The sequence below is a fragment of the Bacillus sp. B19-2 genome (assembly GCF_022832475.1).
Lineage (GTDB): Bacteria > Bacillota > Bacilli > Bacillales > Bacillaceae > Bacillus > Bacillus paralicheniformis.
On sequence record NZ_JALHKQ010000001.1, the window covers coordinates 1116497 to 1143024 of the forward strand.

Annotated in this window: 9 protein-coding genes; 1 reads left to right on the forward strand and 8 read right to left on the reverse strand. The window is 48.6% G+C overall.

Going from position 1 to position 26528, the window contains the following annotated elements; all coding sequences use genetic code 11:
* Positions 1-17: 17 nt before the first annotated feature.
* From MST20_RS05790 to MST20_RS05805, 4 genes are all read right to left on the reverse strand, one after another.
* The gene (locus MST20_RS05790; RefSeq protein ID WP_243940708.1) at positions 18-10817 is read right to left on the reverse strand and encodes a non-ribosomal peptide synthetase; all 10800 of its coding nucleotides are present in this window, start codon (positions 10815-10817) and stop codon (positions 18-20) included.
* 22 nt (positions 10818-10839) lie between these two features.
* Positions 10840-18459, reverse strand: coding sequence for a non-ribosomal peptide synthetase (locus MST20_RS05795; RefSeq protein WP_243940710.1), 7620 nt, complete (start codon positions 18457-18459; stop codon positions 10840-10842).
* Positions 18460-18977: 518 nt separating this feature from the next.
* Positions 18978-20615, reverse strand: coding sequence for an AMP-binding protein (locus tag MST20_RS05800; RefSeq protein ID WP_243940712.1), 1638 nt, complete (start codon positions 20613-20615; stop codon positions 18978-18980).
* 31 nt (positions 20616-20646) lie between these two features.
* Positions 20647-21807: an acyl-CoA dehydrogenase gene (locus MST20_RS05805; RefSeq protein ID WP_243940714.1), complete on the reverse strand. Its 1161-nt coding sequence runs from the start codon at positions 21805-21807 to the stop codon at positions 20647-20649.
* Between the two features lie 231 nt (positions 21808-22038).
* Here MST20_RS05805 and MST20_RS05810 point away from each other — a divergent pair, with 231 nt between their 5' ends.
* Positions 22039-22599, forward strand: coding sequence for an NAD(P)H-dependent oxidoreductase (locus MST20_RS05810; RefSeq protein WP_243940716.1), 561 nt, complete (start codon positions 22039-22041; stop codon positions 22597-22599).
* Between the two features lie 35 nt (positions 22600-22634).
* Here MST20_RS05810 and MST20_RS05815 read toward each other — a convergent pair whose 3' ends face one another.
* From MST20_RS05815 to proC, 4 genes are all read right to left on the reverse strand, one after another.
* Positions 22635-22985, reverse strand: a complete 351-nt coding sequence (locus MST20_RS05815) for a winged helix-turn-helix transcriptional regulator (RefSeq protein WP_243940718.1) — start codon at positions 22983-22985, stop codon at positions 22635-22637.
* 201 nt (positions 22986-23186) lie between these two features.
* Positions 23187-24458, reverse strand: a complete 1272-nt coding sequence (locus MST20_RS05820) for a glutamate-5-semialdehyde dehydrogenase (RefSeq protein ID WP_243940720.1) — start codon at positions 24456-24458, stop codon at positions 23187-23189.
* Between the two features lie 25 nt (positions 24459-24483).
* Positions 24484-25605, reverse strand: coding sequence for a glutamate 5-kinase (proB, locus tag MST20_RS05825; RefSeq protein WP_165427166.1), 1122 nt, complete (start codon positions 25603-25605; stop codon positions 24484-24486).
* A gap of 38 nt (positions 25606-25643) precedes the next feature.
* Complete coding sequence (gene proC / locus MST20_RS05830) at positions 25644-26495, reverse strand: pyrroline-5-carboxylate reductase (protein ID WP_243940722.1); 852 nt, start codon at positions 26493-26495, stop codon at positions 25644-25646.
* Between the last annotated feature and the right edge of the window lie 33 nt (positions 26496-26528).

The window sequence follows — 26528 nt, forward strand, 5'->3', positions numbered from 1 at the left end:
TGTTTCCCTCCGCTCGTTTAATGAAATCCGAGTAAGTCGGTGATATTTTTAAAAGCTTCCTCGGTCAGCTCGCGATCATCAAAGTCGCTGACGGTCTTCTCTGTTTCAGTTTTGCCGAGGCAATGGTTCATCAGCTTTCTGAGATAGTACTGGCAATCTTGGGAAAGCCGCTCAATGGTTTCTTTTTGAAAACGACCTGTTTCATATGTCATGTTAACGGTCAGTTTGCCTTCGGCTACGAGTGCGCTGATGTCCAGCGACTGTTCACGCTTCCAAGTGCCGGTGATATCCTCGCCGCCTCCCAAAGGAGAAAATGTAAATGCATCAAGCTGTTCTGTTTCGGTTTGCGCACGGTTTCCGATTTCAAATTGTCCTAAATAGTTAAAGGTGATATCGGGTGCTTTGCCGAATTCAATCTTTGCTTTTTCAGGCGGTGTCATATATTTGAGAACACCGTATCCAAATCCTTTATCAGGTATCCGTCTCAACGTGTCTTTTGTTGTTTTTAATGTGCGGATCATATATTCTTCATGATGGTCATCCCATGTATTGTGTTCAAGTTGAAGCAATACTGGATATATGGAAGTAAACCATCCTACGGTTCGGCTGATATCGTGATCTGCCGCCTCAGATTGACGGCCGTGCCCTTCAAGCGCGATTTTTAGCGCCTTTTGCGGCACCCATTGCCATATAGCGAGTACCGCTGACGCCAATAGCAGGTCTTGGGTATCCGTATTGTAAGCATTGTGCACATCTTTTAGGATCGCGTCTGTTTCTTGTTGAGCTAAAGTAAATGATACGGTGTTACGTTTTTTCAAAGCGGATTTGCCGATATGTGTCTGCTCTTTTGGCAGTGCAACTGTTTCATGTTGTTCGATGGCGCGCCAATAGTCTGCTTGCTGTAATAACCGCCGGCTTTCTGCATACTTGGCTAATTGCTCGGTATATGTCTGGAATGATGCGGTTTTTGGCGGGAGTGCTATGTCATCTCCGCGAATCGCCTGCTCATAGCCGGATGCCAAGTCTTCCAGGATAATCCGCCATGATATGCCGTCGACGGCCAAGTGATGGATAGCAAGAAACAAGTCATCTCCTTCACTTGAGCGGAAAAGCCCGGCTTGCACCAGCGGCCCGTTTTCCAAGTCCATTGCTTTTTGCAGCTTGCGAACTTGGTGTTTGATGATGTGTTCATGATCTTTTGGCTCGCCGGTCAGATTGAAGATTCGCAGGTTGTAAAGCTGGTCCTCCCCGATGTTCGCTGGACGATTGTAAAGGCGCAAGTTCCCTCGTTCATCTTTGGCGCATATTAGCCTGAGTGCATCGTGATGGACGGTTATCGCTTTTAGCGTTTTCCTCAATGCATCTTCATCTAACGGATTTGACCGATGCAGCATAACCGACTGATTAAAATGGTGCGCTTCTTTTATATCTTGAGACAGGAACCATTTTTGCACCGGTGACCATGTAATCTCGCCTTCTACAGATGCTTGGCTGATCGGTTGTTGTGATGAACTGACATATGGCGCCAATTCTTGGATTGTCGGATGGCTGAAGATATCTTTTACGGCCAATTGCTTTCCTGATTGATGCAATCTCGCAGAGACTTGCAATGCCTTAATGGAATCCCCGCCAAGCTCAAAAAATGATTCATCAGTTCCGATCTTGTCCACACCGAGCACCCCGCACCAGATGGCAGCCAATTCTTTTTCAATATCGGTGGTTGGAGCCGTAAATGTTTGCCTAGTCTCTCCCTTGGGCGGAATCTTTGCAAGTGCGGGCTTATTCAGCTTCCCGTTTGGCATGGTAGGCAATGCATCAAGCGTCTGGAAAAACGCCGGTACCATGTAAGACGGCACTTTTTTGGCCAAAGCTTTGCGCACTATGCCGCAATCTGCGCCGTCTTCAACAACGATATAAGCGCACAGTTCCTTATGACCTGCTGCGGTAACAGAATCCAACACTGCCGCTTCTTTTACTACGGCAAGGCCGGAGAGTGCCGCTTCAACTTCTTTAATCTCTATCCGGTGGCCTCTGATTTTGACTTGCTCATCCATCCTGCCGACATACTGCAATGTGCCGTCCGGCAACCATTTCGCCAAATCCCCCGTCCGATACATGCGCTGATCCGGATGAAACGGATCTTGAACGAAGGCTTTTGCCGTTTGCTCAGGAAGATTGATATATCCTCTTGCAAGTCCCGGTCCTGTAATGCAAAGTTCTCCGGTGACACCGATAGGCTGCAAGTGATCTCCTTTTAAAATATAAACATTTGTATAACCGATCGGCCGACCGATCGTGACGTTTTCCTGCTGTTTTAATCTTCTGGCTGCAGTGGCCGTGATGCTGCTTTCTGTCGGTCCGTATTCATTGGAAATCTCTATGTCAGGGCGGAGCGAGAAACTGCGCTCCAGCAAATTCGGTTCAATCGCTTCGCCTCCTAATGTGACAAGTCGCAGTGTTTGTACATCTTCCGGCTGCAATACGTCAAGCAGTGTCCGGTATAGAATCGGAACGAGATTCATATGCGTAATGCCGTAATCGGCCAGATATTGTTTTATAGCGAGAATGTCTTTCGCTTCTTCCTCAGCCGGGATAACGGTTTGCACTCCTGATATAAGCGGTGCAAACATACTTGTGACAAATGCGTCAAAAGAAAATGAGGAAAGCTGAAGTACGATATCATGATCATGAAATTCATAAAAAGCACTGCGCCACTGAACTGTATAAGCGACTCCTCTGTGTTCCACCATGACGCCTTTTGGCTTGCCCGTCGTACCTGATGTATAGATGATATAGGCCAAATGATCCGGCCCGGAAGCAGTTAGAATAGGTGAGGTGTCCTGTTCCTGTACATCTTCAATCAGAAGCACTTCGCCTTTAAAACGATCAGGTACTTGATGAATTGCCGTTTTATCGGTGATCAGCAGTTTTGCTCCGCTGTCGGCTAATACATATTGTTTGCGCTCATCCGGATATTCAAGATCAATTGGGACATAGGCGCCCCCCGCTTTCCAGGTTCCGAGAACGGCTGCGATCAAGCCTGTTGATTTAGGAATCATAATACCTACAGTGAGATCCGGACCAATCCCTTGATTTTGCAATGTTCTCGCTATTTTGTTGGACCATTCGTCTAATTCTTGATAAGTGAGCACACCTTCCCGAGTGATGAGTGCAGTTGCACTCGGCGATTTTTCCGCCTGGCGGGCGAATAATTCGTGAACGGTTATGTTAGGGCGGTGTTGTTCCGGCATTCTGTTGAAGTTTGTCATCAGCAGCTTTTGTTCTTTAGCTGTCAGCATGCTGATGTCATGTAACGCTGTCTGCGGCGCATGGACAATGTGCTCAAGCATTGTCGTGAAATGGGATGCCCAGCGTTCGATCGTATCTTGTTTAAATAAAGATGATGCATATTCAAACCGAAAATGTATCCGTTCATCCCCTTCTGAAACTTGCAGCGTCAGATCAAACTTCGCCCCAGTCTGAGGCATATCGGCAGGCTGAATATGCAGTCCATTCAGGAAAAGTTCTTGGCGATCCATATTTTGTACGACAAGCATAACGTCAAACAGCGGATTGCGGCTCATATCACGGACGACATCGAGCCGGTCGACAAGCTCTTCAAACGGATAATCCTGATGTTCAAATGCCTCAAGCGCCGTTTCGCGGATCTCTCTTAAGAAATCGCTGAAACATTTGTTTTCGGCCGGATGCGTTCGGATCGCCAATGTGTTGACAAACATGCCGATGACAGGTTCTAAGTCTTTGTGCGGGCGTCCGGCGATCGGCGAACCGATGATGATATCCTCCTGTCCGCTGAGCCGGGCAAGAAGGGTGCTGTACGCGGCGAGAAGAACCATATACAGGGTGCAGCCGTTGTCGCGGGCGATCTGATAAAGACCTGCTGAAGTGTCCTCATCAAGTGAAAAAGACACATGTTCCCCGCCAAAGCGGCGCACCGCCGGGCGGGCGTTGTCGGTCGGAAGCTCAAGCACCGGCAGCTCGCCGTCAAGACGCTTCAGCCAATAGTCCTTCTGTTTATTGTAATCTTCCCCCTTTTTGAATGACCGCTGCCAGACGGCATAGTCTTTATATTGAATCCGCAGCGGGGCAAGTGTCCGGTTTGCATACAGCTCACAAAACTCGCGGATGAGCGTGTTCACAGACACCCCGTCGGAAATAATGTGATGCATGTCCACCAATAACAAGTGGCGCTCCTCCGCCTCCTGCACAAGAGCGGCACGGAAAAGCGGCGCTTCTTGGAGCTGGAACGGACGGACAAAGTGTTCTGTTGATGCCTCCTCTGTCAGCTGGAATTGAACTTTGTCATGGATGCGCTGGACAGGCTCGCCGTATGCCCCGGTTTCAAACGACGTCCTGAGCGATTCATGGCGTCGGATCAGCTGCCTGAAAACCTCATCAAGACGCGTCCGGTCAAGCGGACCTGTCAACTCGAGCGCTGCCGGCATATTGTAGCCTGTGCTGTCTTCGTCAAGCTGCTGGAGCACATACATCCGCTTTTGCGCTGAGGACACCGGGTAGGTGTCTTGTTTTTCCGCCGGTTCAATCGCTGCATAAGGGCTTTCATCCAATTCCTGAATCACGGCTGCGAGCTCTTTCAATGTCGGCTTGGCGAAAATCTCCTTCAGCGGCACCTGCACGCCAAACGCTTTGGCAATGCGGGAGACGAGTGCAGTTGCCTTCAGCGAGTGGCCGCCCCGTTCGAAAAAGTGATCGCGAGTGCCGACAGGGCCGTATTTCAGCACCTCTTCCCAAAGCTTGGCGAGCTTCATTTCCGTGATGGTTCGCGGCGGGGTGTAAGCGCTGCGCTCAGCCGCTTCAAGAGGTGCGGGCAGCGCCTTGCGGTCAAGCTTACCGCTTGGTGTAACAGGCCACTCACGCATCTCGATGAAGGACGAAGGCATCATGTAGGCCGGCAGGCGTTTGGTCAGTTCTGTCCTTACGGTCTGTTGATCCTGACCTTCAATATAGGCGTAAAGCTCGGTCTCCCCCCCTTCAGTCCGGGCGACAACCGCCGCTTCCCGTACGCCGTCGATCTGGCGAAGCGCCGCTTCGACTTCTCCCGGTTCGATTCGGTAGCCGCGGATTTTCACTTGGCCGTCCATGCGGCCCAGCCATTCAACGGTGCCGTCCGGGAGCCATCTCGCCAGATCGCCCGTTTGATACATGCGTTCCCCTGGATAAAAGGGATCATCGAGAAACCGTTCTTCTGTCAGCTCCGGACGGTTCAAGTAGCCCCTTGCGACGCCCGCGCCTGCGATATACAGTTCTCCTCGACAGCCTAACGGCAGAAGCTGCCGCTTTTTATTTAAAATATAGAGTCTCATATTGTGTCCTGATCGGCCGATCGGGACATGGTCAAGTGTTTTCCTTTTAGGGACATCAAAGTATGCCGCTTCTACCGTCGCTTCCGTCGGTCCGTAGGAATTTGTCAATTCCACCCCCGGCAGAAGCTCATGAAAACGGGAGACGAGGTGTGCCCCCAGCTGCTCGCCGCCTGCAAAAACTCTTTTTAAATGTCTGATGTCGGCCGGTTTTTTTCTATGATTCATATATTCCAAGAATGAGTGAAGCATAGAAGGGACAAAATGGGCGGCTGTGACTTTCTTTTCCTCCAGCGCTTTTAAGATGATTTCAGGATCTTTTTCCCCTCCTTGAGGAAGCAGATAAACAGAAGCCCCGGCGAACGGCCACCAGAACAGCTCCCATATTGAAGCGTCAAACGAATAAGACGTTTTATGCAGAATGATGTCCGAGTCGTTAAGTGAGTAGCGGGTTTGAAGTGAGTATAAAAAATTGACCGCGGACCTGTGTTCCACCATGACGCCTTTTGGGCGTCCTGTTGAGCCGGATGTATAGATGATATAGGCCAAGGCATCGGGCGGCACCGGGAGATTCGGATTGGCTGCCGCTTCTCCGTGATTCTCGGGCCCGCCATCTAGCGGCAAAATGGTTTCCTCAAACATCAATGTTTCGGCAAGATTAGATTCTGCAAGCAAAGTCTTTGCGCCGCTGTCCTTCATTAAAAAACGGATCCGTTCTGTAGGGTAGTCCGGGTCGATCGGCACGTAAGCAGCTCCCGCTTTTAAAATGCCATAAATTCCAATCAGCATATTTGGTGAACGTCGCCCCATCACGGCAATCACATCTTCCTGTTGAATACCGAGACCAATCAGCTTCCATGCAATTTGATTGGCCCGTTCATTCAGTTCTCTGTAGGAGATGGAGACGCCATCCGCCAAAACGGCCGGACGATCAGGCGTCTTTTCCGCCTGCTGCTCGAGCTGATGATAAAGCGGCTGATCCAGCGGGAAATCGATTTTTTGCATCGGGCTGAAGTTTTGCAGAAGTGCGCTTTCTTCCTTTTTCGAAAGGATTGACAAATGGTCCAGTTCCAACTCCGGATGCTGTACAGTGTTTTTAGCCAAAGTTTTAAAAAAATCGGCCCATTTTTGAATCGTTTTCCGTTCAAACAAATCTGTACTGTATTCAAATTGACAATATATCTGTCCGCCGCTTTCGGCCATGTACAGTGACAGGTCGAATTTAGAAATCGGGTGGCTGATATCTTTCTGCCGAAGCTCAAGCCCCTCCATCGACAATTGTTGCCGCTCCATATTTTGCAGTGCAAACGTTGTATCAAAGAGCGGATTTCGGCTCATCTCCCGCTGAACGCCGAGGCGGTCAACCAGCTCCTCTAACGGATAGTCCTGGTGTTCATAGGCTTCTAGCGCTGTTTCTCGAATATCCTGTAAATATTGTTTGAAAGATACTCCGCTCACCGGACGTGTTCGAAAAGCCAATGTGTTCACAAACATTCCGAGCACGGATTCAAGGTCAGCATGCGGTCTGCCCGCGATCGGCGAACCGACGATGATCTCTTCCTGCCCGCTTAGCCGTGATAATAAAACGGTGTATATCCCAAGAAGCGTCATATACAGTGTGCATCTGTTTTCTCCTGCGAGCTGTTGTAAACGTGATGTAAGCTCTTGACAGATCACGAACGTAACCCTGTCACCTGCAAAGCTTTTTGCCGCGGACCGCGGTTTGTCCGTCGGCAACTCGAGCACTGGCAGCTCACCGGCCAGTTGTTTGAGCCAATACGATTCTTGCCGTTTGTATATGTCGCTTGTTTTGAATGTTTCTTGCCATGCTGCATAGTCTTTGTATTGAATGCGCAACGGGGCCAGTTCATGTCCTTTATACAGCTCGCTGAATTCCTGCATGAGCAAGTGGATGGAGACACCGTCTGAAATAATATGGTGCATGTCCACTAAAAGCAGATATCGTCCTTTTTCAATGGTCACTAAGCCCGCCCTGAAAAGCGGAGCCTTTCCAAGATCAAACGGCCGGATAAATGATTCAGATGAAGATTCGTTTGAAAAAGCAAACGGCACCTTTTCATGAATCCGCTGCACCGGCTCGCCGTCTTCTCCTGCTTCGAATGATGTCCTAAGGGGTTCATGCCGGCGGATCAGTTCGCGAAATACAGCTTCCACCCTCTGTCGATCGAGCGCGCCTGTCAGCTCCAAAACGGCCGGAATGTTGTAGCTGACTCCTCCGCTATCAAGCTGGTGCAGAACATACATCCGTTTTTGTGCGGAAGAAACCGGATATGTCTCCTTCTTCTCTATTTGCTGAATCGAAGCAAACGGGTTTTCCTCCGCTTCACTAATGACTGCTGCCAACCCTTCTACGGTCGGATGGGCAAAGACATCACTTAACGGAATCTGAACGTTCCATTCTTTGGCGATGCGAGAGATGAGCGATGTTGCTTTTAAAGAATGGCCGCCCAGTTCAAAAAAGTTGTCGCGGATGCCAACCGGCCCTCTTTTCAGTAGACCTTCCCAAAGCTGTGATAGCCTGAGCTCGTTCAAATTGCGAGGTGCGGCGTATGACTGATGGGAAGCGGATGATGTTGGTTCTGGGAGGGCGCTTTTATCGACTTTTCCATTTACGTTAAGCGGAATCGCTGGCACAGCAGTCCATTTTACTGGCATCATGTAGTCGGGGATGGCGTCGGCCAAATCGTGACGCAATGCAGAAGGGTCGATCGGTTTCCGCGTGCTGTAGTATGCGCACAATTCATGTTCCCCTTCACTGTCTTTTTGAACCAGGACAACCGCTTCCTTAACAGCAGGATGATTTGCCAATGTCACCTCAATTTCCTTCGGTTCGACCCGGTAGCCCCTGATTTTCACTTGATCATCCGTCCGGCCGATATAGTCCATTTGTCCGTCTGCACGAAGCCTTGCTATATCTCCTGTTCGATACATGACGGCTCCCGCTCTGAACGGATCAGGCAAAAATGTCTGTTTTGTCAAGACTGGATTGTTAACATATCCTCTCCCGACGCTTGCGCCGGATATATAAAGCTCCCCTGCTACACCGCAGGGCTGAAGCCGTTTGTATTTGTCAAGGATATACAAGGCGTTTTGGCTGATCGGTTTTCCGATCGGCGGAGAATCCGGGATGCCGTCCTCAGGATGAATGGTGCATGTCGAGACGACATGGGTTTCCGCCGGGCCGTAATGATTATGCAAGTGTATGCCGCGCCGCTTTAGCAATGCCTTAAAAATATGCGAGACCGTCAATTGCTCCCCTGCTGTGATGACATGCTTCACACAGTTTGGAAAGTGGTTCGCATAGTGTTCCTCGTTAAAAAGCATCTTCACAAAAGCCGTCGGGAAAAAGACGACTTCTGTTCGCTGTGTATTAATCAACAAAAACAACTGAGCTGGGTCGCGCTTGATTGATTCAGGCGCGATGCAAAGCGTGCCGCCGCTAAGCAAAGTTGTAAACAATTCTTGATAGCAGACGTCAAACGCAGAAGATGCATACTGGAGCACATTTGTTTTGAAATCAATACGTGAGTTTTCAAATTGGTCATGAAGCAAATTGGCCATATTTCGATGTTCAAATAAAACACCCTTCGGTTTCCCCGTTGTTCCAGATGTATAGATGATGTAAAGCAAATCTTCCGCTGTGTTTACCGTCTCAACATTGCTTCCGTCTCTTTCCGCATCTGCTTCTTCTATGAATGTCACAGATCGTTTTGTTGCGGCTGACTTTGCTAAAGCCGCCATATGACGCTGTGATACAATGAGCTGACAGCCGCTGTTTTCTATGCAATAGCGAATGCGTTCGGCAGGATGGCTCAGGTCAATCGGAACAAAAGCCGCGCCCGCTTTTAAAATGCCGAGGACTCCCGCCGCTAATGCGGGAGATCGTTCGACCATGATCGCCACCGGCTCCTGGCGTTTGACACCCCGTTTTCGGAGAAGGCGTGCAAGTTTGTTTGCCATTTCATTCAGCTCTTTATAAGTGAGCGACTGCCCTTCATAGTGAATGGCTTTTTCAGCAGGGGATTGTGCCGCCTGACGTTCGAACATCGACTGGATCGTTTCATATTCACGCTGTTTAGTCTCTATTTTCAACGGGCTGAGCAGGTCTTTTTGTTCCTGCTGTGTTGTGATCGTCAATTCCTCCGGGGTCAAATTCGGATTTTCCAGCACTTGTGCGATGATATGCTGCAAATGGCCTTTGACGTTTTCGATGAAAGAACGTTCATGACTGCCGGAATCAAATCTCATTTTGAGATGAATGTTTTCACCTGGTGCCACCATCAGATAAAAGCTGTAGTTGGTCTCGTCTTCCATGTTGAAATCATGAATGCGAAAGAGATCCTCTGCATCTTGTCCGCTGTTCAGCAGTGCGATTTCTTTTTCAACAGGATAATTTTCAAAAACAAGAATATGGTCGATTAAGCCTTGTTTGACGGCGGATTCCGCCTGTATCTCATAGAGCGGGTGGTAGCTGTACGGCTGCCCATTGAGCGCATCTTTTTGCACTTGTTTGATCAGTTTCACAAAAGGCACTTTTGTACCGGTAACGCGTACCGGCACCGTGTTAATGAAAAGGCCGATCATCCGCTCTATCCCTGCAATTTCAGACGGTCTTCCGGATATAACCGAACCGAAAACCGCATCATCCGTCTGGTTATAAGCTTGCAGCAACATTCCCCAAAGCGTGTGAAAAATTGTGCTCAATGTGACTTCTTCCTTTGCGGCCAGCTCTTTCAGCTTATCCGTAACTGTTTTAGAAAGGGTAAAGGTGACTTCTTCTTGTCTGTTTTTGGCGCCCGCTTTTTTTTGCTTCGGCAGCCGGCTCTGTTGGTCATATCCTTCAAGATAACCCTCCCAGTACCGGGCGGCGGCTTCTTTGTCCTGCTCCATCAGCCATTGAATATAGCTCCTGTAAGGCACAGCAGGCTCAAGCTTTAATGGTGTTTGGTGCAAAAGGGAAGCGTATATATGGAAAAACTCCTTCAGGACAATCCCGAGGCACCAGCCGTCCATAATGATGTGATGGAAACTCCATATGCATGTAAATTCGCGTTCTCCTGTTTTGAAAAGAATGACGCGCATCAATCCATCTTTTTGCAAATGAAATCCTTTGGCTCTGTCTGTTTTTTTGACGTCATCGATCAATGCGAGCTGGCTGGATCGGTCCAAATGAGTCAGATCTTTTTCTTCAACGGTGATCGTCCGTTCTTTTAAGACGACCTGCTGCGGAACGGATACATGTTGACTGACAAAAATCGTTCTGAAAATGTCGTGCCGGGCGCACAGAACAGCGATGCTTTTCTGAAAAATGGCGGTGTCAACCTTTCCTGTCATTGAAAATGAGGCTTGTTCGACGTATGCCTGTGTGTCCTTGTTAAGAAGGGTGTGAAAGAGCATGCCTTCCTGCATATAAGAAAGCGGATAAATATCCTGAATCTCATGTTTTTGTGTCATATTTTTTCCCTGCCTCCTGTTCCTACAGTTCTTCGACAAAGCTCGCAATATTGTCCAAATCTTCCGCTGTTAACGATTGGCTGCTAAAATCGCTGATTGTTTTTTCTGTTTCTTGTTTACCGGCGCAATGCTTGATGATCTTGTGCAAATATTGTTTCAACGTGTGCAGCAGCTGTTTCATTGTTGTTGTATGGAACCGGCTTGGCGGGTAACTTAAATTGAAATATAGCTGATTTTGCCTCACCATGGCGCTCATTTCCAACATTTGCTCACGCTGCCAAGTGGACGTGATGTCTTTCCCGCTTGCAAGCCCCGAAAAACTGAACTTTTGTTGGCGTTCTGTATCATTGAATTGCCCTAAATAGTTAAATCCGATTTCAGGCGGTTTGCCGAACTGGATTGTTTTGTTTTCTGGAGCTGTTAAATATTTTAAAATGCCGTATCCCATTCCTTTATCAGGTATTCTGCCGAGCGTATCTTTGACTGTTTTCACCGCCAGCCCCAACTCGCCTTCGGCTGCGTGTAAATCAATCAATACAGGATATATTGTGGTAAACCAGCCGACTGTCCGGCTGATATCTAATTCAGGAAGGGTGTGATCTCTCCCGTGTCCTTCCATCGCGATGCGCAGTTTCCTCTCTCCCAGCCAATCACACAGGGCTAATGATGCTGCCGTCAGCAAAATATCCTGGGTGTCTGTGTTGTAGGCGTTGTTGACCTTGTGGATTAAAACGTGTGTGTCTCCTTCGGAAAGGGTAAAGCTTTCTGTTTTCCGAATGTTGTCCGCAGCGATATGCAGTTTTTCGCAAGGAAGTAAAGCGGCTTTTTCTTCTTCAACAGTGCGCCAATACGATTGTTCGCGAATGATTTTGCTGCTCTCTGAGTATTGGGCAAGCCGGTTCGCAAAATATTGGTATGAGTCCGTTTTCCGCGGAAGCTGAACCGGTTGTCCTGCGGCAGCCTGACTGTATGCTGCCGATAAATCCTCAAGCAAAATCCGCCATGAGACTCCGTCGACGACTAAATGATGAATGGTGAGAAATAAATAAGTTCCCGACATTGTGTTGAACAAGCCTGCTTTTAGCAGCGGGCCTGTTTGCAAATGGATACTGCGCTGCAAATCAGCGACTTCGTCTTCAATCATGTTCTCCCATTGTGCCGTTTTAGAAAGGTCTCTTATGTTCAGGCTGTAAAGTTCTCCGTGAATTCCCCTGTTAAATTGCTGCAGCTGGCCGCCGTCATCGATGATTGTCATACGGAGGGCATCATGGTGGATGACAAGATGCTGTAAAGCTGTTCGCAGCGGCTGTTCCTGAAATCCTTCTGAGCTGTGAAGCATGACAGATTGGTTGAAATGCTGCCGCTCTTCGATATGCTGCGCGAGGAACCAGCGCTGAACGGGCGTCCAAGGTACTTCTCCTTCAATCGGCCGTTGATCTATACTTCTCTCAGTCTTGCGGATGAGAGGTGCGGCTTCTTTAATAGTTGGATGGCGGAATAAGTCGCCTGTCGTGATTTTCAAGTCAAACCGTCCAAGGCGCGCAGATACTTGGAGGGCTTTAATCGAATCGCCTCCTAGTTCAAAAAACGAATCCTCAATCCCAACTTTCTCAACGCCGAGCACCTCTTGCCAGATCACGGCAAGCCGTTCCTCCAGCTGGTTGCGCGGAGGGGTGTATGCTGTGTTGATTGTTGTGGTCTCCGGTTCAGGCAGCGCTCTTCTGTCGAGCTTTCCGTTTTGTGTGAGAGGCAAGGCGGCAAGCTCAACCAAATGCGCCGGGATCATAAACCCGGGTAATTGCTGAGAAAGAAGAGATCTGACTTTCTCGATATTCATTTCCGCTTGCAGACTCATATAGGCAAGGAGTTCTTTATGTCCTGAGGGACCGGTTCGCGCGATGACAGCGGCTTCTTTGACACCGTCAATCTGCCGTAATGCTGCTTCAATTTCTCCCAGCTCAATCCTGTAGCCGCGAATTTTCACTTGATCATCTACCCGGCCGATATATTCAATCGTCCCATCCTTCAGCCAGCGGGCCAAATCACCGGTCCGGTACATCCGTTCTCCAGGTGCGAAGGGATTTGGCACAAATTTTTCTTTCGTCAGTTCAGGTCTCCCGAAGTAGCCTCTGGCTAGCCCGTCCCCGCCAACGCATAATTCTCCGATGACACCCACGGGCTGCAATCTCCCGCGGCTGTTGACAATATAAGCGGTTGAATTAGCGATTGGGCGGCCGATCGGAATGGAATGCTTATACTCGTGTTCAATCCGGAAGCACGTTGAGAATGTTGTGTTTTCCGTTGGGCCGTAGCCATTCCATAGCGCGAGATCCGGCGCCGCGTTGCGAACGCGGTTGACATGGTTTGGCGACAGGGCTTCTCCGCCGAGAATCAATCTGGACAGGTCGGAAAATGTTCGTTCATTTTGTTCTGATAATTGATTAAATAAGGATGATGTCAGCCATAAAGTCGTGATTCCGTTCTGCTGTATGAATGTTTTGAGCCGATCGGAATCTAAATAAGTTTCCTTGTCACTGATGTATAAACAAGCGCCGTTTAATAGCGGTCCGAATACTTCAAATGTCATCGCGTCAAATCCCAATGACGCTGTCAATAAAATCCTGTCTTCAGGTGAAAATGCCATATCGCTGTTTTTCACGAGACGGACGACGCCGCGCTGTTCAACCATTACGCCTTTTGGCGTGCCGGTTGATCCGGATGTATACATGATATAAGCGAGAGAATCAGGACCGCCCTGCTGTTCGGGATTGCTTGCTGAAATGCCGGCCTCAAGCTGGATGTCTTCTATGAATAACCGTTTTCCTGCCATATGAGATTCTAATCGATCTGATTGGAGGAGCATCACAGCATTGCTGTCAGACAACATCCATTCCAGCCGTTCTGTCGGCATGTCTTCAGTGACGGGAAGATAGGCTCCGCCGGCTTTTAAAATACCTAGAATCCCGACCGCAAGTTCAGGGGTGCGACTTGTTAATAGAGCGACAACACTTTCTGAACCGACGCCATTTGCTCGAAGCGCAGCGGCTATTCTGTTGGCCCGTTCGTTTAGTTCCCGGTAAGTCAAGGTTTGCCTATCATGTATAACGGCCGGGGCGTGAGGTGTTTTGGCTGCTTGATATTCAAATAAACGGCTGATCGTTTCGTGTTTCGGGTAGTCTTGTTTTGTCTGATTAAATGTGTGAATGAATGAGCTTGTCTCATGTTCATCTAATACATGGATATCTCCGAGATGAATGTTCTGATGTTCGATCACATGATGGAGAATATGAATATAGTAGGAAAGCCATTTCTTAATCGTTTGTTTCTGATAGATGTCTGTATTGAATTCAACATCAAAACGGATTGTCTCTTGATCTTCTTCAGCTGCATAAAAAGTCATATCAAACTTAGAGACTTTATGGGCGTTATGAGCTATAGTCGTCAAATGCAAGTCATGCAGAGTCAGTGATTCCCGCTCCATATTTTGCAGAGCGAACATAACGTCAAACAACGGATTGCGGCTCATATCACGGACGACATCGAGCCGGTCGACAAGCTCCTCAAACGGATAATCCTGATGTTCAAATGCCTCAAGTGCCGTTTCGCGGATCTCCTTTAAGAAATCGCTGAAACATTTGTTTTCTGCCGGCTGAGTCCTGATCGCCAATGTGTTGACAAACATGCCGATGACAGGCTCTAAGTCTTTGTGCGGCCTTCCGGCGATCGGCGAACCGATGATGATATCCTCCTGTCCGCTGAGCCGGGCAAGAAGCGTGCTGTACGCGGCGAGAAGAACCATATACAGGGTGCATCCGTTGTCGCGGGCGATCTTGTAAAGGCCGGCTGAAGTGTCCGCATCAAGTGAAAAGGACACATGATCTCCGGCAAAGCTTCGCACCGCCGGGCGGGCGTTGTCGGCCGGAAGCTCCAGCACCGGCAGCTCGCCATCGAGCTGCTTCAGCCAGTAGGCTTCCTGTCTTTTGTACGCCTCCCCTTGTTTGAATGCCTGTTGCCAGACGGCGTAGTCTTTATATTGAATCCGCAGCGGGTGAAGCGTCCGGCTGGCGTACAGCTCGCTGAATTCGCGGATCAAGGTGCCGACAGACACCCCGTCGGAAATGATGTGATGCATGTCCACTAATAAAAGGTGGCTCTCCTCCGCCTCCTGCACAAGAGCGGCGCGGAAAAGCGGCGCTTCTTGAAGCCGGAACGGACGGACAAAGTCTTCAGCCGCCGCCAAAATCAGCTGAAACGGGACATCATCATGGATGCGCTGGACAGGCTCGCCGTCTGCCCCGGTTTCAAACGACGTCCTGAGCGATTCGTGGCGGCGGATCAGCTGCCTGAAAACCTCATCAAGCCGGGCGCGGTCGAGCGGTCCTGTCAGCTTAAGCGCCGCCGGCATATTGTAGCCGACACCGCCGTCTTCCAGCTGCTGAAGCACATACATCCGCTTTTGTGCCGAGGACACCGGGTAGGTGTCCTGTTTTTCCGCCGGTTCAATCGCCGCATGCGGGCTTTCATCCAATTCCTGAATCACAGCGGCGAGCTCTGCCAGTGTCGGCTTGGCGAAGATCTCCTTCAGCGGCACCTGCACGCCAAACGCTTTGGCGATGCGGGAGACGAGCGCTGTCGCTTTCAGCGAGTGGCCGCCCTCTTCGAAAAAGTGATCGCGAGTGCCGGCGGGGCCGTATTTCAGCACCTCTTCCCAAAGCTTGGCGAGCTTCATTTCCGTGATGGTTCGCGGCGCGGTGTAAGCGTGTCGTTCAGCCGCTCCGGCGGGAGCGGGCAGCGCCTTGCGGTCAAGCTTGCCGCTCGGAGTGACAGGCCATTCACGCATCTCGATGAAGGATGAAGGCATCATGTAGGCCGGCAGGCGTTTGGCCAGCTCTGCCCGTGCCGTCTGTTGGTCTTGCCCTTCAATATAAGCATAAAGCGCGGTTTCCTCCCCTTCTGTCCGTGCGATAACCGCCGCTTCCCTTATGCCGTCGATCTGGCGAAGCGCCGCTTCGACTTCTCCCGGTTCGATTCGGTAGCCGCGGATTTTCACTTGGCCGTCCATGCGGCCCAGCCATTCAACGGTGCCGTCCGGGAGCCATCTCGCCAGATCGCCCGTTTGATACATGCGTTCCCCTCGATAAAACGGATCATCAAGAAACCGTTCTTTCGTCAGCTCCGGACGGTTCAAGTAGCCCCTCGCGACCCCCGCGCCTGCGATATACAGTTCTCCGGCCACCCCTATGGGCTGGACGGCTTTCTCACTGTCCAAAATATAAAGACGGGCTCCCGGTACAGGCATTCCGATCGGAAGCCGCATCCGTTCACTGTCTTTTTCTTGGTCGTACTGAAAAAATGCGGCATCCACCGTAGCTTCTGTCGGCCCGTAGCCGTGAATGACCGCAGTTTCCGGCAAAGATCGGGCAAACCGGGCGGCTGTCTGGGGAGCGAGCGCTTCACCTCCGGCGAATACGCGTTTCAAGGTTTTCGCAAGGCTTGTCCTTTTCTCCTCTGTTTCCATCTCCACCTGGTCTAAAAAACTGTTGGCCATCGCCGGGATGAAATGCGCCGTTGTCACCCCTTCATTGACGAAAGCTTCTGTCATCAAAGCGGGATCCTTCTCCCAGCCCGGCGGAAGCAAATACATGGAGGCGCCGGGTATCATCCACCAAAACAACTGCCAGATCGAAGCATCAAATGAAAACGATGACTTCAGCACGATGACATCATCTTCAGTTAATGGGAACTGGCGCTGCATCCCGGACAAAAAGGCGGCAGCCTGGCGGTGCTCAACCGCGACGCCCTTCGGTGTCCCGGTAGAACCGGATGTATAGATGACATAGGCGAGTGAGCCGCCATCCGTATGAGAGCAAACCGGTTCGGTCTCCGCTGTCTCTGCTTGAAACGACGACAGGTTAACTTCAAGCGTTTCCCCGGAAAATCCGGAGACGGACAAACCCGGCCCTGTGACGAGAAGCCGGGCGCCGCTGTCAGCGAGCATATATCTGAGCCGTTCTTCAGGATAGTCTGGATCAAGCGGCACGTAAGCGCCGCCGACTTTCAAAACAGACAGCACCGCGATCACCATCTCCGGTGAACGGTCGGCGAGTACGCCGACGACACTTTCTTTGGCGACGCCTTTTTTCTTCAACCGGACAGCGAGCTGATTGGTATACTGATCAAGCTCTCGGTACGTTAAGACACCGCAGGAAAAACGAAGCGCCGGCATGTGCGGCGACAGAGCCGCGCGGCGGGTGAAAAAACCATGCAGCGTCGGCGCCAAAGGTTTGACGGAATCTGTTTCGTTAAAAACAGATAAAATCCGTTCCTTTTCGTTGGACTCTACCATATCGATGTTTTTAATCGGCTGATCCGGCTTCTCAAGCGCCTTCTCCAAAACGGTTAAAAGATGGGATTGAATCCGTTTGATGTCATGTTCAGTAAACATAGCGGTTTGATAATCAAAATTTAACTGTATGATACCGGTATCAAGGCGCTCTTTAATTGAAACAGACAGCTGATTTGCAGTGCGCCCGCTGAAGTACATGGCCGTTTCATATTCAAAGCCATCCGCTTGTTGCCATTGAAGAGGCTGATACTGTATGGAAGTGACGATTAAATTTTGCAGATCACCATGCTGATGCCTTAATTCGTTCATCAGCAGATTGTAGGGATATTTTTGATGACGCATGACTGACAGCTGTTCTTTTCCGATGCTTGTGACAAAGGAAAGAACATCACAATCAGGATCAACTTCCATTCTGATTGGCAGTGTGCTCACAAACATACCGAGCATGTCTTTTTCCAGCCTGGAGGCGCGGTTTCCGTAATAGGTTCCAATCACAATATCCTTACTGGATGTCAGCCTGCTGATGCATATGTAAAACGAAGCCATAAACAGAGAAAGAATGCTGATTTGATTCTTTTCGCAAAAGTGTCGGATTGATTCTGCCAAAGGATGTGAAAGAGTCAGGGTTTCTCTTATAGCGGCGGTGCTTTGTTGTTGAGGCAAGGCTTTTTCTGTTAGTGGGAAATGTTCTGGAATGGTGTGGTAAGTGTTTGTCCAAAATAAGCGGTCTTTTTCAAACCGGGAAGATTGCAAGTATTGCTTCTCTTTTTCGATATAGGTGAGATAGGAAGGTTCATGATGTTGAGGTAAGGGTTCATTCCGAATCATTTTTTGATACATCTCAATCAGCTGATTGCCTAGCAGATTAAGAGAAATACCGTCCATTATGATATGGTGGAATTTTGCATAAAGCCAAACTTCTTCGCTCGAAATCGCCAGCAGTGTGAATTGATAAAGCGGTGAATGAAATAGCTTAAACGGAATTGAAGTCTGATCGTCAATCCACTTATTCCGTTCGGACTTGCCGGCCTTTGTCAAATCAATTGTCTCTATGGAAAGCGGGTGATGTTCAGCAAGATAAAGATCAGGCTCTTCCCCTTTCCCTTCTGTCAGCTGAAAATGAAGTGAATCATGCTGGGAAACTGAAAAGTCCAAAGCCCGCCGCAGTACATCAAGGTCGATAGCGCCCCTGAATTTGACACAGGCTGCAAGATTGCAGATACTTGTTCCCGGATCGAGCAGCTCGGTAAACCATACTCTCCTTTGAGCATGGGTCAAAGTGTAGGTTGTGTTCAATGGAACCCCTCCATTTCAAATATAAGAGAATAAAAAAGTAAAATAATTACAGGTTGTATTACAATATATGGCTAAATTAGACGTATGAGAATCATTGTAATACAAATTCGATAAAATACAACAATGTTTACAATAAATTCAATAATTTTTTAGAAAATGGTTATTTGATCTCATCTTCAAAATTCTTGTCTTTACTGCTCATCACATATGAAAAGCTCAAAATAGAATGAATAAACGGAGGGAATATCAGGATGTTTATACCATTTTATTCAAAAAACAGTGCTAAAATTCAACGCACTCCGAGCGAAATGGAAATAAATTGTCATTATTTATTCGTGAAAAATATCGTCTCACGTGTTTTTGAAAAAGCTCATAAAAAAACTGTACCTTAACCAATCAAGATACAGTTTTGCTTCACTTTTAAAAGCTTTAGGCTACACGGCAGCCGTTTACATGTGCGGATGATCCGTTAAACAAAAGAGTCCCTCATTTTAGTTCGTCGCACTTGCAAGAGAAAATTACAATTGAAAATGCTCAAGCGCCTGCTCCCTTAATTTGAATTTCTGCACTTTTCCTGATGCCGTCATCGGGAACTCTTCGACAAATGCGATATAGCGCGGAATCTTATAACGGGCGATTTTACCTTTGCAGTATTCTTTTAATTCGTCAGCTGTCATGGATGCTCCGCTTTTCAGTTTGATCCAGGCCGATACCTCTTCACCGAATGTTTTGTCAGGCACTCCGACAATTTGGACGTCGAGAATGTTGGGATGCTTGTATAAAAACTCTTCTATTTCCCGCGGGTATATGTTTTCTCCGCCTCGGATGATCATGTCTTTTAATCTCCCGGTAATCCGGCAGTAGCCTTCTTCATCCATTACGGCTAAATCACCTGTATGCAAAAATCCGTCCTCATCGATCACCGCTGCCGTGTCCTCAGAATTTTTGTAATAGCCTTTCATGACATGGTAGCCGCGTGTGCACAGCTCGCCTTGAACGCCTCTTGCAACCTCCTGGTTTGTGCCCGGTTCAGTAATTTTGACTTCAACGTTCGGCAAGGCGCGCCCTACGGTTTCGACCCTTCTTTTGAGCGAATCGTTGACCCTCGTCTGGGTAATGACCGGTGATGCTTCCGTCTGTCCGTATGCAATCGTTATTTCAGACATCCCCATGTTATCGATCACTTTTTTCATAACTTCAATCGGACAGTTTGAACCGGCCATGATACCCGTTCTTAAAGAAGACAAGTCATATGATGCAAAATCTTGATCATTCAGTTCGGCAATGAACATGGTCGGTACACCGTGAAGCGCCGTGCATTTTTCCGTTTCAACGGCGAAAAGCACTTCTTTTGGATTGAATTCTTGCACCGGCACCATCGTTGCGCCGACGGTGACGCAAGCGAGAGTCCCCAGCACGCATCCAAAGCAGTGAAAAAAGGGTACGGGGATGCACATTCTGTCTTTTCTCGATAAATTCATGCATTCCGCAATATTTGCCGCGTTGTTTGCCAAATTGGAATGAGTGAGCATCACGCCTTTCGGAAAGCCTGTCGTACCTGATGTATATTGCATATTGATGACATCATGCTCTTTGAGTCGTTCCATCCTGTGATCAAGCGCTTTTTCGCTTACCGACCCGGAGAGCTTTAATATGTCATCCCAAAGGTACATGCCGGGATGCCTTTTATCTCCCATCAAAATAATATTTTTTAAGAAAGGCAGTCTTTCAGATACGAGCTTGCCCGGTTCCGACTCCTTCAATTCAGGAATCAGTTTGTAAAGGATATCAATGTAAGAAGTGCCCCGGTATGATTCCATTAAAATGAGAGTTGTGGCATCTGACTGTTTCAGCACATACTCAAGCTCTGATAATTGATAGTTCGTGTTGACTGTGACAAGCACCGCGCCCGTTTTTGCCGAGGCAAACTGGGCGGTGAGCCATTCTGGAGTATTGGAAGCCCAAATTGCGACATGTTCACCTTTTTCAATACCGAGCGCCATCAGCCCTTTTGCGACTTTTCTGCACAACTGGTCAAATTGCCGGTACGTATAACGGAGGCGGCGGTCCGGATAGACGACAGCCTCGTGATCAGGTGCGTTTGCCGCTGTTTTCTCCAACAATTTTCCGATAGTCAAATGGAGCAGCTCTGCCAACGTTGTCCCTCCTTTCTGTCGGAAAGCGTTTTCATTTTGACGCTTGTTTGCCTATGCCGAGCTGCCTTGCGATGACGAGCCGTTGAATTTCTGAAGTTCCTTCACCGATTTCCATTAATTTTGCATCCCGCAGCATCCGCTCGACTCCGTACTCTTTCATATACCCGTATCCTCCGTGTATTTGAATGGACTGATTGCATGTCCTGAACGCCATCTCTGAGGCATAAAGCTTGGCGAAAGCCGCTTCCTTTGTAAACGGCCGGCCTTGATCTTTCAGCCAGGCGGCCTTCAGCACCATATTGCGGGCAAGCTCAATTTCCATAGCCATGTCGGCAAGCTTGAACTGAATCGCCTGGAAATAGGAGATCGGACGGCCGAATTGTTTTCGTTCGTGTGCGTATGCGAGCGCGGCCTCAAATGCGCCTTGAGCGATACCGACGGCCAGCGCGGCGATCGAAATTCTGCCCCCGTCAAGTGTATTGAGAAATTGTTTAAACCCTTTTTCCGGGCTTCCCAATAGATTTTGTTTTGGAACGCGGACATTGTCCAAGATGAGCTGTGATGTATTGGAGCCGCGGACACCCATTTTGTCATATTCGCTATTAATGGTGAAGCCTTCCGAATCTGTCGGAACGATGATGGCAGAGATGATGTTTTTTCCGTTGTCATCTTTTCCGGTGACGGCGGTGACGATGACGGTCCGGGCATATCCGGCATTGGTGATCCAGCATTTCTCACCGCTGATCACATAGCTGTCCCCTTCCGAGCGGGCTTTTGTCCGGGTGCCGCCTGCATCTGATCCCGCATTCGGTTCGGTCAGCCCGAATGCTCCGAGCGCCCGGCCCGTCGCAAGCGGCACGAGATATTCTTGTTTTTGTTCTTCGGTGCCGAAATAATAAATCGGTGCAGCCCCGAGCGATACAGCCGCAGCATAGCTTAGACCTGTGCTTCCGCACGCTTTGCCGATTTCTTCGACGCTAAGCGCATAGGAAATCGTATCCCCGCCTGACCCGCCGTAGCTTTCCGGAAACGGAATCCCCAAGAGGCCGAGCTCCCCCATTTTTTTAAATGTCTCAACCGGAAATTCTCCTGTCCTGTCAACATGTTCGGCGTGCGGTGCAATTTCCTGTTTCGCAAAATCTCTGGCGAGCTCGCGAACCATTTGCTGTTCTCTGGTTAGTTCAAAATTCATAAAGTGACCCCCTTTTTGGATCGTCAAATTCCTTAGGCAGCAGAGCTTTGTAACATTATATTAAAAAAGTGCATTTTTCATGCCAGAGGATTTTGGACATGCAAAATCGCACCGTTTGATGACCAACTGATACTTACCTTTACGTAAGTACCTGAACTAAAAGTGCATACTTACAAATTCGCAGTGTGAACTTTATACTCAAGATGAAAACATGCTGGAGGAGGAAAATATTTGAAAACGCTGGTTATCGTTGCACATCCAAGTTTAGAAACATCAGTTATCAATAAGTGCTGGGTAGAGGAGCTCAAAAAATATCCGGAAAAGTATACGGTTCACGAATTGTCCGACGTTTATCCGGATGGAAACATTGACGCGGAAAAAGAACAAAAATTGGTGGAAGCGCATGGCAATCTTGTTTTTCAATTCCCTATCTATTGGTTTAACTGTCCGCCTGTTCTTAAAAAATGGCTTGATGATGTATTGGCTTACGGATGGGCTTATGGTTCAAATGGAGGTGATCGATTAAACAATCGTAAAGTGGCATTAGGTGTATCCGCCGGAATTAAAGAAGAAGATTATTGTGAAAACGGAAGGTACCGCTATACGCTTGAACAAATATTAGTTCCATTTGAAACGACATTCCGATATTGTCATGCAGACTATCGTTCATTTTTTGCGTTTTACGGCAAGGAAAATGAGCCCGGCGGAAATGAGGAAGAAGCGCCCGGGCCGGGAGCAGGAGAATTGGAGATAAGCGCCCGGGATTATTTGCGTTTTATTGACAATCTTTAATTTTTACCGGAAATCATTCCGGTTGAAACAGGCTGTCAGCCCAGCCTGTTTTTCTCTCCCCACTCACACATCATATTGAACAAAGGTAAGAGGGAACGTCCGCGTTCAGATAATGAATACTCCACCTTTGGGGGAATTTGGGGAAATTCCTTGCGTATAATAAGGCCGTCTGCCTCCAGTTCTTTTAACATAATGCTCAGCGTTTTGAAGGAAATGGTGCCGATGCTTCGCTTCAGCTCATTATGCCGCATAACTTCGCGTTCAGACAGCCAATATAGAATGATTATTTTATATTTGCCGCTTATCAATGATAATGTATATCCAAAACCGGTGTTATTAAGTTCCACGCCGGTCGGAACACAGGTTTTTCCGGTTGGGGGTTGCATAACGCACACTCTCCTTCTGAATTCTATATCATAGATCATTATGTAATTTGATTGAAAGGATGTAAAGAAAGGATGCTTGAAGAAATACCACTGCGCCTGTATGTTTTCCCGTGATACGGCGGATGCAGCCGGAAGAAAAAAACTGCACCTCAAGATTGTCAGGTGACAATTCAGGTGCAGTTTCAATGCAGGCTTTTTTATTTATCCTCTGATATGGCCGTCGCCTCTCATGACATATTTGCATGTGGTCAATTCTTTCAGACCCATAGGGCCGCGGGCGTGAAGCTTCTGTGTAGAAATCCCGATTTCCGCGCCGAAGCCGAGTGCGCCGCCGTCGGTGAACCGGGTTGAAGCATTGTGATAAAGTGCTGCCGCATCAACGGTATTCAGAAAAGCCTTGGCTGTTTTCGGATTTTCGGTGATAATCGCTTCTGAATGTTTTGTTCCGTATGTTTCGATATGATCGCAGGCTTCTTCAAGACTTCCTGCGACTTTAACCGCGAGATCAAGGCTTAAATATTCGTTCTGCCAATCGGCTTCCCCCGCTGGTATCGCGCCTGGAATCCATTGAACCGCCTGTTCGTCCCCGTGAACTTGAATACCGTGTTCGTTTAAAGCATTGCTAAGCGCTGCGCTGTTTTCCTCAAGCCATTTTTCGTGAACGATCAGCGTTTCAAGCGCATTGCAGACGGCGGGGCGGTCTGTTTTCGCATTGATCATGATATTGATCGCTTTTTCAGGATCTGCTTCCCGGTCGATATAGATGTGGCAATTTCCGACTCCCGTCTCAAGAACGGGAACGGTTGCGTTCTCAACGACTTCCTGAATGAGGGCGCCGCCTCCCCGGGGGATGAGTACATCGATATGCTCTTTCATCTTGAAGAGCTGCTTCGTGGCGCTTCGATCCGTGCTTTCGATAAATTGAACAGCATCGCGGGGAATGCCTGTCGTTTCCAGCGCTTGGTGCATGACCGATACGATCGCTGTATTTGAATGAATGGCGGAAGAGCCGCCTTTCAAAACGATCGCATTGCCCGATTTTAGAGCGAGCCCGGTCGCATCGACAGTCACGTTCGGACGCGCTTCATAGATCATGCCGATGACGCCTAGAGGAACGCTGACTTTTTCCGCCTTCAGCCCGTTGTCGAGCGTCCAGCTTGATAGCGTTTCTCCGACCGGATCATCCAGTTCCGCGACTTCCAGCAGTCCATCGGCAAAATCCAGAACTCTGTCTTCATTGAGCGACAGGCGGTCGATGTAGGCTGCATCATAGCCTTTTTTTCGTCCCGCTTCAATATCTTTGGCATTTTCAGTGAGAATATAGCCCATGTTTTGTTTCAGGTGTTCGGCCAGTGCTGCAAGCGCCTCATTCTTGTCTTGTTCAGTTGTCAGCCGCAAAGATTTTGCGGCCGTTTTTGCCTTTATCGCTTTTTCTTCGATTTGTGCCTTGATGCTCTCGCTCGTCGCAGTCATGTCAATTCCTCCTTTGATTTGTTTTTTAAAGCGGAACGGATAGCTCTAAATGACAGACAAACGCTTCTCTGTCAACGACAGCCTGTGAGGAAGCGGCTGTTTCCTGATTCGTATCCTTCTTCCATTTACGAAGCTGGGATGAGGAAAAGTTGACGACGCCGAGGCCGATTTCCTCTCCTTCCTGATCAAGGATTCGAACGACGGAACCGTTGCTGAAACGGCCGTTAATTTCGTAAATACTAGAAGGATACAGGCTTTTTTTACGGTCGATAATAAACTCTTTGCTTTCGTTGTGGACGATGATGTCTCCTTCAGGTCCAGAGTTAAATGCTATCCATTGCTTTTTATGGTTGAGCGTGTGTGAATCGTCATTCGGAATAAAATACGTTCCCCTCGCAGTCCCGCTGATTGCTTCTTGCAACAGACCGGAGGTGTCTGCACGCCCTAAAAATCCTTTAATGCCTGAAGCCATTGTCATTTTAAAAGCGTCCAGTTTGGACTTCATGCCGCCTGTTCCGACTTCGCTTCCGGCATCCCCTGCTGAAGCTTCTATCTCCGGCGTGATTTCATTTACTTCCCGGACGAGCGCGGCGTCAGGCGTTTTTCGCGGGTTCGCGTCATAAAGGCCGTCTATATCAGAGAGGATGGTCAGCAGGTCGGCGTCGATCAGACCCGCCACTTTAGCAGAAAGCGTGTCATTGTCTCCGAATTTGAGCCGGTTGACGGTAACTGTGTCATTTTCGTTGATGATCGGAATAATGCCGCGTTTCAGCAGCACATTCATCGTATTTCTCACATTGTTGTACCGTTTTTCATCTGAAAAATCGCTTTTTGTGATTAATATTTGTGAAGCGATATAGCCATGGGATAAAAAGAGCTTGGAATACGCTTCGATTAGTAAGCCCTGGCCGACAGATGCTGATGCTTGTTTTTCAGGCAATGTATCCGGCCTGTTGATGAAGCCAAGTTTCCGGTATCCGGCCGCCACAGCGCCAGAGGAAACGAGGAGGACTTCGTGCCCTTCATCTTTGAGGCGGACGATCTGCTCAACGAGCTTTTCGAGTTTTTTGCTGCTGATTTCGCCGTGAAGACTTGTTAAAGAACTGCTTCCCACTTTGACAACTACCCTCTGTTGATTAGAGGTCATTTTATCACTCCTGTAGTATTTTTCTTCGTTACGGGTGCTTACTTTGCTGCGACTAATTGTTCAAGTTCGAGACTGATGGTTTTGGATCGTTTTGCGGCTTGTTTGACCGCCTGTTCGATCGCTTCGCCTCCGCCGCTTTCCTCCAAGGCCTTTAAACCGGCGGCAGTCGTACCGTTAGGGGAAGTGATGTTGTCTTTGAGAACAGCTGTATCTTCAGAGCTTTCCAACAGCATTTTGGCGGTGCCTAGCAATGTCTGCGCGCCGATTTCCCTCGTTAGTTTTTGGCTTAATCCAGCCTCGGCTCCCGCTTTTTCGATGTGCTCCATTAAATAATAAAAGTAAGCAGGCCCGCTGCCGGCAATGCCGGTGAAAATGTCCATTTTGCTTTCTTCGATGGAATAGACTTCTCCCATGCATTGAAGCAGTTGTTTCGCGGTTTTTGACAGATCGGCTGTTACATGGCTGCCTTCGGCCATGGCGGTTGCAGATGCGCCGATTGCACTTGAGGTGTTAGGCATGATTCGGATGACAGGCTGCATGTCGTGCAGCTCGTTTTCAATAAATGAAATTGATATGCCAGCTAAAACTGACACGATAAGCTGATGGGGTTGAATATGCGGTTTCATTGAAATAAGAGCACTCTCTGCATCTTTCGGCTTCATCGCCAAGATGAAGCAATCGATGTTCTGATAGTCAAGTTCTTCTTTTCTGACGCCTCGTATTCCATATTTCTGCTGGAGTTCTTCTAAACGCCGGTGGTTCGTGTGGTTTGTAACATAGATTTGCGAAGCAGGCAGTTTTTTGGATTGAACGATGCCTGAGATCATTCCCTCTGCCATTGATCCTGCCCCTATAAAAGCTACGTTTTTTTGATTAAAGATCTTTAACATCTCCCTTTGTTCGCATTTCTGTTCGTATTTTTC